The 14705-nt window shown below is 73.2% G+C and carries 14 protein-coding genes and 1 pseudogene; 7 read left to right on the forward strand and 8 right to left on the reverse strand.

Annotation, left to right across the window (positions count from 1 at the left end):
* Positions 1-77 precede the first annotated feature (77 nt).
* The 3 genes from AB0F68_RS17615 to AB0F68_RS17625 form a co-directional block, all read right to left on the reverse strand.
* Positions 78-347 carry a hypothetical protein gene (locus AB0F68_RS17615; protein WP_357339058.1) on the reverse strand — a complete coding sequence of 90 codons (270 nt, stop codon included), beginning with the start codon at positions 345-347 and terminating at the stop codon, positions 78-80.
* 211 nt (positions 348-558) lie between these two features.
* Positions 559-789: a DUF397 domain-containing protein gene (locus AB0F68_RS17620; RefSeq protein ID WP_357339060.1), complete on the reverse strand. Its 231-nt coding sequence runs from the start codon at positions 787-789 to the stop codon at positions 559-561.
* 69 nt (positions 790-858) lie between these two features.
* Entirely contained in the window at positions 859-1839 is a 981-nt protein-coding gene (locus tag AB0F68_RS17625; protein WP_357339062.1) for a helix-turn-helix transcriptional regulator, read from the reverse strand.
* A 203-nt stretch (positions 1840-2042) separates the two neighbouring features.
* On the opposite strand from AB0F68_RS17625, the gene AB0F68_RS17630 reads away from it, so the two are divergent.
* The gene (locus AB0F68_RS17630) at positions 2043-3308 is read left to right on the forward strand and encodes an MFS transporter (RefSeq protein WP_357339064.1); all 1266 of its coding nucleotides are present in this window, start codon (positions 2043-2045) and stop codon (positions 3306-3308) included.
* 57 nt (positions 3309-3365) lie between these two features.
* Here AB0F68_RS17630 and AB0F68_RS17635 read toward each other — a convergent pair whose 3' ends face one another.
* Positions 3366-3608, reverse strand: a complete 243-nt coding sequence (locus AB0F68_RS17635; RefSeq protein WP_212832488.1) for a mycoredoxin — start codon at positions 3606-3608, stop codon at positions 3366-3368.
* A 92-nt stretch (positions 3609-3700) separates the two neighbouring features.
* Between AB0F68_RS17635 and AB0F68_RS17640 the strand changes: the two genes are divergently transcribed.
* The 3 genes from AB0F68_RS17640 (at position 3701) to AB0F68_RS17650 (ending at position 6760) form a co-directional block, all read left to right on the forward strand.
* Positions 3701-5854, forward strand: a complete 2154-nt coding sequence (locus AB0F68_RS17640; RefSeq protein WP_357339067.1) for an ATP-dependent DNA helicase UvrD2 — start codon at positions 3701-3703, stop codon at positions 5852-5854.
* Positions 5855-5984: 130 nt separating this feature from the next.
* Positions 5985-6239, forward strand: coding sequence for a hypothetical protein (locus tag AB0F68_RS17645; protein ID WP_357339069.1), 255 nt, complete (start codon positions 5985-5987; stop codon positions 6237-6239).
* 155 nt (positions 6240-6394) lie between these two features.
* Positions 6395-6760, forward strand: coding sequence for a WhiB family transcriptional regulator (locus AB0F68_RS17650; protein WP_073828771.1), 366 nt, complete (start codon positions 6395-6397; stop codon positions 6758-6760).
* Positions 6761-7057: 297 nt separating this feature from the next.
* Here the strand turns inward: AB0F68_RS17650 and AB0F68_RS17655 are convergent, their stop codons facing one another.
* The 3 genes and pseudogenes from AB0F68_RS17655 to AB0F68_RS17665 all read right to left on the reverse strand — a co-directional run bounded on the left by AB0F68_RS17655 (position 7058) and on the right by AB0F68_RS17665 (position 9876).
* Positions 7058-8404 carry an AarF/ABC1/UbiB kinase family protein gene (locus tag AB0F68_RS17655; protein ID WP_357339071.1) on the reverse strand — a complete coding sequence of 449 codons (1347 nt, stop codon included), beginning with the start codon at positions 8402-8404 and terminating at the stop codon, positions 7058-7060.
* Positions 8405-8414: 10 nt separating this feature from the next.
* Positions 8415-9514, reverse strand: a pseudogene (locus AB0F68_RS17660) (TOMM precursor leader peptide-binding protein).
* A 194-nt stretch (positions 9515-9708) separates the two neighbouring features.
* The gene (locus tag AB0F68_RS17665; protein WP_012014940.1) at positions 9709-9876 is read right to left on the reverse strand and encodes a DUF5679 domain-containing protein; all 168 of its coding nucleotides are present in this window, start codon (positions 9874-9876) and stop codon (positions 9709-9711) included.
* Between the two features lie 479 nt (positions 9877-10355).
* Here AB0F68_RS17665 and AB0F68_RS17670 point away from each other — a divergent pair, with 479 nt between their 5' ends.
* Complete coding sequence (locus AB0F68_RS17670; RefSeq protein ID WP_357339074.1) at positions 10356-10886, forward strand: M48 family metallopeptidase; 531 nt, start codon at positions 10356-10358, stop codon at positions 10884-10886.
* A gap of 585 nt (positions 10887-11471) precedes the next feature.
* On the forward strand, positions 11472-12074 hold the full coding sequence (locus AB0F68_RS17675) for a hypothetical protein (RefSeq protein WP_357339076.1): 603 nt from the start codon (positions 11472-11474) through the stop codon (positions 12072-12074).
* A 146-nt stretch (positions 12075-12220) separates the two neighbouring features.
* Here the strand turns inward: AB0F68_RS17675 and AB0F68_RS17680 are convergent, their stop codons facing one another.
* Positions 12221-13423, reverse strand: a complete 1203-nt coding sequence (locus AB0F68_RS17680; RefSeq protein WP_357339308.1) for a zinc-dependent metalloprotease — start codon at positions 13421-13423, stop codon at positions 12221-12223.
* Positions 13424-13607: 184 nt separating this feature from the next.
* Here AB0F68_RS17680 and AB0F68_RS17685 point away from each other — a divergent pair, with 184 nt between their 5' ends.
* A complete protein-coding gene (locus AB0F68_RS17685) occupies positions 13608-14621 on the forward strand; it encodes a PDZ domain-containing protein (RefSeq protein ID WP_357339078.1) in 1014 nt (337 codons plus the stop codon).
* Positions 14622-14705 lie beyond the last annotated feature (84 nt).

Here is a 14705-nt window from a genome sequence, read left to right on the forward strand (position 1 = left end):
CACGGGCCGTCGTGGCCGGGTGAGGCATGGAACGCGGCGGGGGAGCCGGTCCGGCCACGACGGACGTCAGTGGCGGGTCAACTGCTGCCCCATTGGTAGGGGTGACGCGGGTGCAGGTCCTCGATCGGCAGCACCTTGACCCGCTGCCGCCCGGCCCGGACGGGCCCCACGGTGGACAGCGCCCGGGCGAGCAGCAGCGCGGCGTCCCGGTCCTCGGCGTGCACGACCTGGCGGCGTGGTTCCGGCGTGCTGGTCTCGTCCCGCAGGCGACCTCCGCCGGCCCAGGCGGCGGCGATGTCGGTGTCGGCGGCGGCACGGATCTCGGTGCGGACGATCAGGAACCGCATGGTGTCCCCCGGTACGGACGGACGGATGCACGCTGCAACTTCCACGTTCACTCTTGCGTCATGTTACGCCGGAGCGTCGTCCCAGCAAGTGAAACTCGCCTATCGTTCGTGGGCGTCGACCGATCGGGTGACCCCAGCTCAGGACGGTTGTCGGCGGTGGACGCGTAAGGGGCCGCCGGCGCCACGCCGACGGCCCCCGAAGCTCGCCGGATCAGTTCAGGTCGAACTGGCCGTTCTTCGCGCCGGCGATGAAGCCGAGCCAGCCGGCCCGGTTGAACAGCAGCACCGGCCCGCGCGGGTCCTTGCTGTCCCGCAGCGCGACGGCCGCCGGTCCGGTACGCAGCGGTGCGATCTCCACGCAGTTCGAGGTCTGGCTGCGGGTGCTCTTGCGCCAGGCGGCGCGGGTGAACTGCTCGGACGAGCTGTTGCGGATCTCGTTCATGGTTCTGCTCCTGGTCTGGAGTGCTCCGATGGGGACGAGTGACGCCGCAGGCCGGACGGTCCCCGTGGATCACCGGTCCGTCGTCAGGCGCCCCGAGCCGCGGCGGCGCTGGGGCGGCGCCGTTGCCGGCCCGAACGCCACTGTGGACTCGACTGCCGTGCCGGTCAGCCGTCCCGTCGCCTCGATCAGCCAGGAGAGGGTGTCCGATGCGGAGAGCGCCGCCGAGCTCAGCCACTCGAACACCACTTTATAGCGATTTAGGGTGTTTGCCTCGGTTGACATGACGTCGGTGAACCCACCTTCGATGGCCAACGTCTCCGGATCGAGCGGATCGGCGAACCGGTAGACCGAGAAGGCGGTCGGCGGGAGGTACCAGTCGCCGACCCTGGTGTCGCGCAGCAGCAGGTGCAGCGTCACGTTCGGCAGCATGGCCAGCTCGCAGAGATGGACGATCTGCTCGCGCAGCACCTCGGGCGGGCCGGCCCGGCGGCCGAGCGCCGCCTCCTCCAGCACCGCCGTGTAGCGCGGCGCGTCGGGCGAGCGGGTCAGCAGCGACTGGCGGGCCTGACGGGCGCGTACCTCGGTCTCCGGGTCCTCGATCTCCAGGTCGCCGGCCTCCTCGGCCACCTGGGCCGCGGACATGATCCGGTGCCGGGCGTACCCGGGCGTCTGCAACAGGCCCGGCACCAGCACCGGGTTGTACTCGGAGATCTCCGCGCACCCCGCCTCCAGCTCGGCGAAGCCGCGCTGCTGCTGGGTCATCACCGGGAAGTTGCGCAGCCAGCCGCGCATGTCGCCGGCCTCCTGGGTGATCCCCAGCAGCTCCGCGCGCAGGTCGTCGTCCGCGCCGTAGAGGGTCAGCAGGACGTCGACGTCGTCCGGGTCGGGGCGGCTGCGGCCGTTCTCCAGGCGGGACAGCTTGGACGCGGAGGCCCAGCCGATCCGTTCGATCACCTGGTCGCCGGTGAGACCGGCCTGTTCACGCAGCCGGCGCAGTTCGGTGCCGAGCCTGCGACGGCGCAGGATCGGGCCTGGTGCGGCAGGAGGCACGGTGTCCTCTTTCCCGTCGACCGTCGCGGGGCGCGGCGGTAACTGTATGAAATTCGCCCCCCACGGTCAGTATGGACGGCGCGACCGGTGTCGGAGCGTCCGGCGTGGGCGTGTCACGCGAGAAAAAGAGGACTGTGGAGGGGTGCCTTCAGCGGCGCCCGCCCCCGACGCGCCGACAGGCGCACCCCGCCGGAGGGAACCCGATGCGCACCGTCCTGCGCCGCCCCGACTTCCGCCTGCTCTTCGTCGCGCTGCTGGCCAGCATGGCGGCCGAGTCGATCCTGCTGCTGGCCCTGGCCGTCTGGGTCAAGGACCTGACCGGGTCGGACGGCATGGCCGGGGCGACCATCTTCGCCGTCATCGCGCCGATGGCGCTGGCCCCGCTGGTCGGCTGGGTGGTCGACCGGTGCCGCCGCCGGCCCTTCTTCGTGGCCGCCAACCTCGGTACGGCGGTGCTGCTCTGCCCGCTCCTCGCGGTCCACGACCGCGCCGACGTCTGGGTGATCTACGTGGTGGCGGCGCTCTACGGACTGTCGTACATCACGTTGAGCGCGGTGCTCAGCGGGCTGATCCGGCACCTGGTGCCGAGCGAACTGCTCGCCGACGCCAACGGGGTGCTGCAGACCGTCCGGCAGGGGCTCCGGCTGGTGGGCCCGCTGGCCGGGGCCGGGCTCTACGCCGCGGTCGGCGGCTGGCTGCTGGTCGCCCTGGCCATGACCGGCTTCCTCACCGCCGCGGCGGTGGTCGGCGTGCTCCGGGTCACCGAGACCACCCCGGCCCGGTCCGCGCGCCGCTGGCCGGCCGGGCTGGGCGCTGGGGTCCGGCACCTGGCCGGCGACCCCGCGCTGCGCCGGGCCCTGCTCGGGTACGGGCTGGGCTCGCTGATGATGGGCTTCACCGAGTCGCTGATCTTCGCGTACGTCGACCTGGGGCTGGGCCGGGACGCCGCGTTCGTCGGCGTGCTGGTCACCGTGCAGGGGGTCGGTGGGCTGGTCGGCGCGGTCTTCTCGGCCACCGTGGTACGCCGGGCCGGTGAGGTGGGTGCGCTCGCCGCCGGGGTGACCTTCTTCGGGCCGGCCGCGCTGGCGCTCGCGTACCCCCGGCTCTGGCTCGGCGTGGTGGCCCTGCTGCTGGCCGGCGTCTCCCTGCCGCTGACCATGGTCGGGCTGAACACGCTGATCCAGCGGCGGACCCCGCCGGGGCTGCTGGGCCGGGTCGCCGCCGCCTCGGAGGCGCTGGTCAGCGGCCCGCAGGCGGTCTCCATCGGGGCCGGCGCGCTGCTCGTTGGCGTCTTCGACTACCGCCTGCTCTTCGCCCTGGTCGGAATGACCACCACGGCCGCCGGCCTCTACCTCTGGCGCGGCCGCCGGCTCACCGCGCCCCGGCCCGTCCTGGTCCACGTTCCGGCCCCCCGCCGCCCGCTCGACCGGGAGGTGTTCGCCGCGACCCGCCGCCGCGAGGCCCCGTGAGACGCGACGAGCGGCCACCCCGTGGGGGCGGCCGCTCGTGGCAGGGCGTGTGTCGGGTCAGCCGGGGAGGCTGGCCAGGTGCTGCTTGACCTGGGTGATCGAGGGGTTGGTCAGGGCGCTGCCGTCGTCGAACCGCAGCGTCGGGACGGTCTGGTTACCGCCGTTGACGCCCATCACGAACTCCGCGGCCTTCGTGTCCTGCTCGATGTCGACCACCTCGTACGCGATGCCCTCCCGGTCGAGCTGCGACTTCAGCCGGTGGCAGTAGCCGCACCACGAGGTGGAATACATCGTCAACATGGTCAGGTCCTCCAACGGTCTGGCTCCCGCCCGGCCCGATCAGGCCAGGCTAATCGCTGCAACATCGCCGGAGGCTGGAATGATTCCTCGCTGTGGTGGTTCACTCAGCGGCGGAACGGGTGCTGGCCGGCCTCGACCCGGAGCAGCGGTCCGCGGTGACCGCCCCGGCCGGCCCGGTCTGCATCCTGGCCGGCGCCGGGACCGGCAAGACCCGGGCGGTGACCTCCCGGATCGCCCACCGCGCCCTCACCGGCGACATCTCCGCCCGGCACGTGCTGGCGGTCACCTTCACCGCCCGCGCCGCCGCCGAGATGCGGGCCCGGCTCACCGCGCTGGGCGTGGGCGGCGTCCAGGCCCGCACGTTCCACGCGGCGGCGCTGCGCCAGGTCCGCTACTTCGCGCCCCGGCTGCTGGAGGGGCGGGCCATGCCGGAGCTGCTGGACAGCAAGGTCCGGATGGTCACCCTGGCCGCCGCCAAGGTGGGCCTGCGGGCCGACCGCGCCGCCGCCCGCGACCTGGCCGGCGAGATCGAGTGGGCCAAGTCGTCGCTGGTCGAGCCGGGTGAATACGTGGTGGCCGCGGCCAAGGCGCTGCGCGAGACCCCGCACGAACCGGCGAAGGTGGCCGAGGTCTTCGCCGCGTATGAGCGGCTCAAGCGCCGCAACGGGGTGATCGACTTCGAGGACATGCTGCGCGCCGCGGTCTGGGGGATCGAGGAACACGCCGACGTCGCCGAGCAGGTCCGCGGCCAGTACCGGCACTTCGTCGTCGACGAGTACCAGGATGTCAACCCGCTCCAGCAGCGGCTGTTGGACGCCTGGCTCGGCGGCCGGGACGACCTCACCGTCGTCGGTGACGCCAGCCAGACCATCTACTCGTTCACCGGGGCGACCTCGTCCTACCTCGTCGACTTCCCGCGCCGCTACCGCACCGCCACGGTGGTCCGGCTGGTCCGCGACTACCGCTCCACACCGCAGGTGGTCGGGCTGGCCAACGCGGTGATCTCCCAGGCCCGGGGCGCCGAGGCCCGGCTCCGGCTGGAGCTGCACGGCCAGCGTCCGGCCGGCCCGGAACCCGAGCTGCGGATCTTCACCGACGAGCCGGCCGAGGCCAACGCGGTCGCGGCCCGCTGCCGGGCGCTGATCGACGGCGGCACCCCGGCCCGGGAGATCGCGGTGCTGTTCCGCACCAACGCGCAGTCCGAGGCTTATGAGAAGGCGCTCACCGAGGCCGCGGTCCCGTACGTCCTGCAGGGCGCGGAGCGCTTCTTCGAGCGCCCCGAGGTGCGCCAGGCGATGGTCGCGCTGCGCGCCGCCACCCGGTCGATCCCGGGGGAGACCCCGCTGCCGGCCGCCGTCGTGGAAGGGCTCGCCGCGGTCGGCTGGGCGCCCGACGCGCCCCCGCCGGGCGGGGCCGCGCGCGAGCGGTGGGAGGCGCTCGCCGCCCTGGTCCAGCTCGCCGAGGAGTACGCGGCGACGCCCGAGGTGGTGCCGATCGGCGAGGCCGTCGCGATCGAGCGCCCGGTCACCCTGGGCGACTTCAACGAGGAGCTGGCCCGGCGGGCCGCCCAGCAGCACGTGCCCACCGTGGAGGGGGTGACGCTCGCCTCACTGCACTCGGCCAAGGGCCTGGAGTGGGACGCCGTCTTCCTGGTCGGCTTGGCCGAGGGCACCCTGCCTACCACCTACGCGAAGACCCCCGAGCAGGTCGAGGAGGAGCGGCGGCTGCTCTACGTCGGGATCACCCGGGCGCGGGAGTGGCTCTGGCTGTCGTACGCGGCGGCCCGCTCGCCCGGTGGCCGGGCCCGGCGGCCGTCCCGGTTCCTGCCGCAGCTGGACCGCTCCGGCGGCGGTGAGCGGGCCGGGGCCGGCGCGGCCCGGCGCACCGAGCGGCGGCGCACCCAGGTGGTCTCCTGCCGGATCTGCGGCGCCACCCTGCTCGCCGGGGCGGACCGGAAGCTGGGCCGCTGCCCGACCTGTCCGTCCGACCTGGACGAGGAGCTGTACGAGCGGCTGCGCGAGTGGCGGCAGCGGGTGGCCGGGGCGCAGAAGGTGCCGGCGTACGTGGTCTTCACCGACGCCACGCTCACCGCGCTGGCCGAGCGGAGGCCGGGCCGCACCGAGGAGCTGATCGCGATCGCCGGAATCGGCCCCCGCAAACTGGGCCTATACGGCGAAACGGTGCTGGCCCTGGTGGCCGGTGCGGGGGTGGACGAGGTCTGCCCGCAGAAAAGTTTCGAAATCTAGCCGTAAATCGTTTGCCCTCGCCCGGAGGCGAGGAATAGCCTCAGGACACACCTCGCGAGCGGCGCCATTCTGGCTGCTCACGGGGGATGAGTCCATGGTCGGCACGAGGAAAGACAGGGAGGTGGCACCCGTGGAGATCTTCACCTATGAGCGTTCGGCGGCGATGCCAGCTGCCTGCGTTCCGCTGTCGTCCGTCCGGGTGGCCCTTGCCGCTCGACCGTCGACTCCGCTGGTGCACCAGGCCCAGGTTCAGGCCGAGCTGAACCTGACCGTGGCGCCGCTGGCGGCGATCGAGGGGACCAGTGGCTTCACGGGCATGGGCATCGGCGACGCCAAGAAGCGCACGGATGTCCGCGGCGTTCCACCTCGAGGTAGACCGGTCTGATCCAGACCACCGGCTCACCTCGAGGCCGCGGAACCCGCACACCGGGATCCGCGGCCTCAGTTTTTTTTGCACCGCACCTGCAATGCCGAAGTACCTGCCGAAGTACGTCGGAAAAGCGATCCACGAGATCGAAGTGAGAGAGAGGTGACCGGAGGATGAGTCTGGCGTTGGCCCCACTCGATGTGAGCGTCGAGGTGGAGGCGAACCTGCCCTGCCGGAAGTTCGACCCCGACCTGTGGTTCTCCGACTCGCCTGCCGAGCTCGAGCTGGCCAAGTCGCTCTGCGGGGACTGCCCGCTGCGCGTCGAGTGCCTCGCCGGCGCGGTGGAGCGGGCCGAGCCCTGGGGTGTCTGGGGCGGCGAGATCTTCGAGCGTGGCGCGGTCGTCCCGCGCAAGCGGCCCCGTGGCCGTCCGCGTAAGGAGGACCTCGCCCGTGACGCCCAGCTCCGGGTCGAGGCGGAGGCGCGACTGGCGGCCAGTGGGCTGTCCGAGTCGCGTAGCGCCGTCCGGCTGGCAGCCTGACACAACCCCGTTCCAACGTCCCCGCCGGTGATCCTCACCGGCCACGAGAAAGTCGAAATCATGCTGCACCTGCCGAATGGAACCGAGATGCAACTACTCCACGAAGCGTTGTCCCGGGCTCGAATGCGCCGGCCTCAGGCCGGCACCACCACGAGCACTGAGGCAACCCGTTCCGCCCGTACCGTCGCCATGCGCAGCCGCAGCCAGTCGGCTCGCGACCTGGGCGCTCTCTAGATCCCTACACCACTGAAGGGGCGGTGACCGAGATGGTCACCGCCCCTTCGGCGTCGGTGCCGATCAGCCCACCGGGGCGAAGCCGGGCAGCCAGCGCTCCAGGATCGCCCGGTACGGCGCCTTCGCCTCCAACTGGCAGAGCACCCCGATCGAGCCCAGCGTCACCCGATGGATCATCAGGTACGACGGGGGCAGGTTGAGCTGCCGGCTGAGCTGGTAGGTGGGGGAGCGCGGACTGGCCAGCCGGGCCGCCTGGGCGCGCAGCCAGGCCCGGGTGAACCGGAACTCCTCCGCGGCGATCGGCTCCAGCATCGGCCGGAGGAAGTCCAGCACTCCCTCGGCGTCGATCGGCTCGGTGGAGCTGACGAAGCCCTCGTCGCGCAGCCCGGCCACCACCGCGTCCGCGTCGTCGCGCAGGGCCAGCGCGGCGATCCGGCCGATCGGCTCCGGGGTGCCCTCCGGCATCCGGGCCACCGCGCCGAAGTCGATCACGCCGAGCCGGCCGTCCGGCAGCAGCCGGAAGTTGCCCGGGTGCGGGTCGGCGTGCAGCAGTCCGGCCCGCATCGGCGCGGAGAGGTGCAGTTCGGCCATCAGCCGCCCGGCCTCGTCGCGCTGCTCCTCGGTGCCCTCCCGGATGATCTGCGACAGCGGAATGCCCTCGACCCACTCGGTGATCAGCACCCGGGGCGCGGCGTCGAGCACCTCGGGGATGTAGATGTCCGGGTCCCCGGCGTACGCGGCGGCGAAGGCGCGCTGCGACTCGGCCTCCAGCTCGTAGTCCAGTTCCTCGGTGATCCGTTCGCGCAGCTCGACCAGGAGCGGCTTGACGTCCAGCCCGGGCTGGATCGCCCGGAACATGCCGCCCAGCCGGGAGAGCTGCTTCAGGTCGGCGAGCAGGGCGTCACCGGCGCCCGGGTACTGGATCTTCACGGCCACGTCCCGGTGGCGCGGGCCGCCGTTCGGCCCGTAGCCCGGGTCGCGCCAGACCGCGCGGTGCACCTGGCCGATGCTGGCCGCAGCGGCCGGGGTGTCGTCGAACTCCACGAACCGGTCCCGCCAGTCCGGCCCGAGCTGCTCGACGAGCACCTTGTGCACGGTCGCCGCGGGCAGCGGCGGGGCGGCCTCCTGAAGCTTGGTGAGCGCCTGCCGGTAGGGAGCGGCGATCTCCTCCGGCAGCGCCGCCTCGAAGACCGACAGGGCCTGACCGAACTTCATCGCCCCGCCCTTGAGCTGCCCGAGCACGCTGAACAGCTGCTCGGCGGTGCGCTGCTGGATCTCGGCGGAGATGACGTCGGACGCGAGCCCGGTGACCCGCTTGCCCATGCCGAGGACGGTCCGACCGGCGAAACCGAGCGGCAGAGCGGCGAGCTTGGCGGTCCGGGACACGGCCCGGCGCGGGATGTCGGTCACCCGGCCATTGTTACCGACCGGACGGGCCCGCTGCTGCCGTGCGGCCGGGAGCGGGTGCGGCCGACCGGATCGGGCGACGCCCGGAGCACCCGCAGGAGGGGTGCGGCGGCCACCGCCGGTGCCGGAACCGGCCGGGTTGCCGGATTTCGACCGCGCACCCGAGGGTCTCCGGCGTGCCCCCGTCGAGCTGGGTCAACGCCTCGGCGGCCGCGTAGGCCGCCGCGGCCAGCCGGGTGGCGGCCGCGCAGGCCCGGTCGCCGTCGTCGGCCGCGAGCTGGGCGGCGAGCGCCGGCCAGTCCGGGTCGCGGTCGGTCCGGTGCAGGTCGAGGCAGTGCAGGCAGGGGCCCGCCGGCGGGCGGACCAGCGGACCGACCACCGGCACGCCGCCGCGCAGGTCGACCAGGAGATGTGGCTGGCGGCGTTGCGCGTGACCGGCGGCGAGCAGGGCCGCCGGGCGGTCCGCGCCGAGCTGGACCACCAGGTCGGGCCGCCCCGCCCGGAGCGGCCCGGTCGCCGTGCCCGGCGCGCACCGCGCCAGCGCCGCGCGGACCGCCGGGGCCAGCGGACGGCCCAGCTCCGCGCCGGCGAGGCCGGTCCCGACCAGGTCACCCGGGCGGACCGGGCCGGCCAGCGCGGGTACGACATGCCCGACGCCGGCCTGCGCCAGCGCGACGGCGACCGCCGCGCCGAGCCGCCCGGCCCCGGTGACCAGCACCCGGGCCGCCCGACGGCGGCGCAGCAACCGGGCCGGCGTGCCCGGCAGGGCGGGCGTGGCCAGGGCCAGGGCGTCGGCCTCCGCGGTGAGCCGGGCCCGGGCCGGACCGGTGAGGTCGCGGGGAGCAGGCTCTGCGCGGGTGCGACGAGACCGGCGGCCCGGAGCGTGTCGAGCAGCACCCGGGCCTCCTCCGGCGGGACCCGCGCGGCGGTGGCGGCGGCGAGCACGGCCCGTTCGCTCCGGGTGCCGTCCAGCAGGTCGAGCAGGCGGGCGGCGCCCGGGCTGGTCACCTCGAGCAGCACGGCCGGGCCGGGTTCCACCCCGAGCTGGAGCGTGCGCCGGTCCCGCCAGAGCCGGGTCAGGCCGGGCAGCAGCGTCGGACGCGCGAGGGGCATCGGGTCGGTCACACCACGAATCGTGACCGTGTCGGCGCTCTGCGTCGATCGTTGTCCACAGGTGCGCCGGGCTGTGGCCAGCGTTGTCCACAGGAAAACCCCGGTTGTCCACAACCCGCCGGTAGCCGGTGTCGGCTACACGACGGGGGAGGGACGGCCGCCGGCCATCCCTCCCCCGTGCGACCCGGGACGGGTCAGACCTTGGCCTTGCCCAGGATGCGGTTCACTGTTGTGCCGCAAACCGGGCACTTGCCCTTGGCCATGTTCATGCCGGTCTTCGAGACCTCCACGCGGCCCTCGAAGTCCCGCTTCTCCTTGCACTTCACGCAGTAACCGTTGTAGGTCTGGGCCTGGTCGGCCACGGTAGCCCTCCTCGTCTCGTCCGCCGGACGCCTCCGGCGGGTTTCCCTGCGGCGGGCCACGAGTGGCGCCGGCGCCGGGGGGTTTCCCGCGATCACTCACGTGACCGCTGGTTGGCGGACCCTACCCAGGTCTGGGCGGTTCCATGTCAGCTGTGCGTCGACTCTGTGAGGAAGTCGACGACGAGAGTGTGCATGCCGCGTTACGTCGGATAAGTCAGTTTCGCGGGGACACGCCGGGTGAATGCCCTCAGATCCCCCTTCGGGCGGCCCCCCGGGGCGACAGTCCGTCGTAGATCACCTAACGTTGACCGGGGCCGGTAGGTGATGGTCAACTCCCGTCGCTAAAGAAATTTTTCAGGACTCCTGACGACCAACCCCCATTTTCCGGGCGCGTGTCGTCGTGTTGACTCTTGCGGACCCCTGGTCAGTACGCATTAGCTTTCCCTCGTGACAGTCAATCGAGGCTGCGCGGACCGGTGATGGCCGGGACGCGGAAGCCCGTCGTCGAAGTACGGCGCAGCCAGCGCCGGCGGCGCACGGTGTCCGCGTACCGCGACGGGGAGCGCGTCGTGGTGCTGATCCCCGACCAGTTCTCCCGGGCCGAGGAGAGCGAGTGGGTCGACCGGATGCTGGCCCGGCTCGCCGCCCGTGAGGGCCGGCTCGCCCGCTCGGACGCCGAACTGCTGGCCCGGGCCAGCCGACTGATCAACCTCTACCTGCCGGAGCACGGGCTGACCGTCGCCCCGGCCAGCGTCCGCTGGGTGACCAACCAGAACGGCCGCTGGGGTTCCTGCACCCCTGCCGACCGCACCATCCGGATCTCCCACCGGATCCAGGACATGCCCGACTGGGTGATCGACTACGTGCTGCTGCACGAGCTGGCGCACCTCATCGTGCCCAGCCACAACGCGGCGTTCTGGGCCCTGGTCGGCCGCTACCCGAAGACCGAGCGGGCCCGCGGCTACCTGGAGGGCGTAGCCGCCACCTCCGGCGTCCCCCTAGCCGACTGACCCCCGGCCTCCCACACCCCCGCTTGTTGCTGCGTCGATCATGAGGTTGGCGGTGTGGTTCGCCCTTTTTGTCGCAACCAACCCCATGATCAGCGAGCCGAGTCGGGAGATCTTGGCGACTTTCCGAACGGAAAGTCGCCAAGATCGGGGGCTGGGGCATGGTTGCGGCGATTCGGCGGGGTGCGGGCGATTGGGTGCCGGTGGCGGCCCGCGGAGTGCCCGGCGCGGGCGCGGCGGCCGGAGGGGGGTGCGGCTACAGCTCGGCCTGCTGCTGAGCGGAGCAGGGATGCCGACCTCATCCACCTCGGCCGGGCTGGGGCGGCGGCGGCCGAATGTGTCCGTGGCGGCCCGCGTGCCGGACGCAAACGGTCGGCGGGTGGAACGCCATGGGTGTCTCGCGGGCTTTGACACACCCATGGTGTTCCACCGACGGTTGGCGGTGCTGGTCGGCCAATCGCGGAACCGGGCATGCGGAGTCGCACCGGCTGGGGCCTGGACCGGCGACGGGTAACCCACCGGCGATGCTCGCCGTCGCCCCGTCTCCACATGGCAGGGGTGGGGCGGGTAGCGGGTTAGGGTCGTCGGGTGGTTCGACGTGTGGTGGTGGCGTTGCTCGGCCCGGTGACCTGGGCGCCCCCGGGGATCGATCCGACGCGGTGGCGGAGCGCCCTCGCCGAGGACGTGGTGGACCTGCTGGCCACCCTGAACGAGGTGGAGACGGCCGTGGCGGTGACGCCGGAGGACCGCTGGTTGGCTGACGCGGTGGTCTGGCCCGGCACGGCCGTGCACGAGGTGCCGGAGCCCACCGTCGGCGCGGTGTTCGCCACGCTGACCGGCTACGACCAGGCGGCGGTGGTGGCCGCCGACGCGCCCGACGTGCCGGGCCTCACCCTGGGCAAGCTGCTCCGGCCGCTGTCCAGCCGTCCGGTGGCGGTCGCCCCCGTGGAGGGGAGTGGGGCGGGGCTGCTCGGGGTGGCCGCCCGGCTGCCCGTACCGGAGTGGTTGCCGGCGCTGGACCTGGACACCGCCGCGCCGGCCGAGGTGCGTGCCGCGGCCCCGCGTCCCGGGGACGTGGCGGTCACCGCAGGCTGGCGCCGGCTGCGCGGCCCGGCCGACCTGGCCACCCTCGACCCGGCCTTCGAGGGCTGGGAGGCCACCCGGGCACTCCTCTCCGGCCAGCCCGGCTGACGCGCCTCGACTGCCGGATGACACGCCGTCGGGGCCTGGTACAGCAGGCGCTGACCGATGCGACGGGGGGCAGCACGGCGGGGCGGGCTGGTTGAACGCGTCGGGGCCCGCACGAGCGTTCGTGCGGGCCCCGGCGACGTGCGGCGTCAGGACTTGTCGTCGTCCTCGCCCGGGGGCTGCTCCTCCGGCGCGCCGGGCGCGGTGAAGTCGAAGTTCGCCAGCTCCTCGTCCAGGTCGTTGGTGGTCGCGGCGAACGCCTGCGGGTTGGCGAAATCCTCGTCGGAGGGGAGCAGGTCGGGGTGGCCCCAGACCGCGTCCCGGCCGGCGATCCCGCGGTGCTCGGTGAGTGCCGACCAGAGCACGGTGGCCTCGCGCAGCCGGCGCGGCCGCAGCTCCAGGCCGACCAGGGCGGCGAAGGTCTGCTCGGCCGGACCGCCGGCGGCGCGGCGGCGGCGGAACGCCTCGCCGAGGCGCACCACGTTGGGCAGCCGGTCGCCCGCGGCGCTGTCGACCACGTGGCACACCCAGCCCTCGACCAGGGCGAGCACGGTCTCCAGCCGGGCCAGCGAGGCCTTCTGCGCCGGGGTGTCCTCGGGCGTGAAGATGCCCTCCAGGGCGATCGCCTGCATCGACTCCGGGTCGGTCGGGTCGACCCGGCCCATCGCCTCCTCGATCGCCTCCCGGTTGACCCGGATGCCGGCGGCGTAGTTCTCCACCGCGGTGAGCACGTGCCCGCGCAGCCACGGGACGTGCTGGAAGAGCCGCTGGTGGGCGGCCTCGCGGAGGGCCACGTAGAGGCGTACCTCGTCCTCGGGCAGTTCCAGGCCCTCGCCGTACGCCCGGATGTTGGCCGGGATGAGCGCGGCGGTGCCGGCGGGGCCGAGTGGCAGGCCGATGTCGCCGGCGGAGAGCACCTCGGCGGCGAGCGAGCCGAGCGCCTGGCCGAGCTGGCCGCCGAAGAGCGCGCCGCCCAGCGTGGCGACCATCGACTGCATCGGGCCGAGCTGGGCGCGGGCCTCCGGCGGCACCAGGTCGCCCATGGCGCCGACCATCCGGCTGGCCACCGGGTCGCAGAGCTTGCGCCACACGTCGAGGGTCTTGTAGATCCACTCGTTGCGGTTCCAGGCGACCGAGCTGCGGATGCCGGAGGGCCACGAGGTGGCCGGCTCCAGCCAGAGGTCGGCGATGCGCAGCGCCTCCTCGACCGCGTTGCGTTCGAACGGCGAGACCGCCGGGTCGCCGGCTGCGGCGAGCTGGCTCGCGGCCACCTGCCGGGCGAGGTCCCAGTTGACCGGACCGCTGCCCGGCGCGGAGAGCAGGTGCTGCAACTGCGACATGAACTGCTGCATCTGCGCGGGATCGTTGGGGTCTGGTGGTTGCCCACCCGGGAGCGCGAAGCCGAACGGAATATCAGGCACGACGTCTACGGTACGCGGGCCCCGCCGCAGGTCGTGTGCGTCGCCGTTCCGCTGAGGGCGAAGTCCCGCGGTCACTGCGCCGGACGTTCCGGGCCGGATCGGTACGCTCTGGCGCATGAGACGTCGCGGCGTGACCGTACTCCTCGGTGCACTGCTCACCGCCCTGCTCAGCGTCGGCGTGCTGAGTGTGCCCATCCCGTACGTGGTGCTCGGTCCCGGTCCGACCGTCAACACCCTGGGCAGCGAGGACGGCAAGGAGATCATCCAGGTCACCGGCCGGTCGACGTCCACCTCCGCGGGGCAGCTTCGGCTGACCACGGTCGGCGTGCAGCCCACCGTCCGGCTCCGCTCGGCGCTGGCCGGGTGGTTCTCCAAGGACGAGGCGGTGGTGCCGCGTGAGCTGGTCTACCCGCCGGGGGAGTCGCAGGAGGAGGTCGAGCAGCGCAACGCCGAGGACTTCCAGAACTCGCAGACCAGTGCCGAGACGGCGGCCCTGCGCGAGCTGGGCTACCCGATCCGGGTGCTGGTGAAGGCGGTCACCGGGGGCGGCCCGTCGGTCGACGTGCTCAAGCCCAACGACGTGATCACCTCGGTCGACGGCCAGCCGGTGACGAGCGCGGCCCGGCTCACGGAGCTGATCCGGGCGAAGCCGGCCGGCACCGCGTTGAAGATCGGCTACACCCGCGGCGGGGAGCCGGCCACCGCCACGGTGACCAGCCGCGAGCAGGACGGCCGGCCGCGCATCGGCATCGAGATCGACCAGCAGCAGCCGCACCCGTTCACCCTCAAGATCGACCTTGGTGACATCGGCGGCCCCAGCGCCGGGCTGATGTTCGCCCTCGGCATCGTCGACAAGCTGGAGCCGGCCGACCTGACCGGCGGGAAGGTCATCGCCGGCACCGGCACCATCGACGACGAGGGCCGGGTCGGCCCGATCGGCGGCATCGCGCAGAAGCTGGTGGGCGCCAAGGAGGCCGGGGCGAAGGTCTTCCTGGTGCCGGCCGACAACTGCGCCGAGGCGGTCCGCAACCCGCAGCCGGACCTGCCGCTGCTCCGGGTGGCGTCGCTGGACGACGCGCTGACGGCGCTGGAGAAGCTGCGCGCCGGGGGGCAGCCGACCCGCTGCTGACCGGTCACGCCGGGTCACCGGACGATCGTGACGTGACCTTGACCCGAGGTATTCAGGAACACCCCGTACTCTGGGTGCCTGGTC

It is taken from the genome of Micromonospora sp. NPDC023966 (genome assembly GCF_040639095.1).
In the GTDB taxonomy this organism is placed as follows: domain Bacteria; phylum Actinomycetota; class Actinomycetes; order Mycobacteriales; family Micromonosporaceae; genus Micromonospora.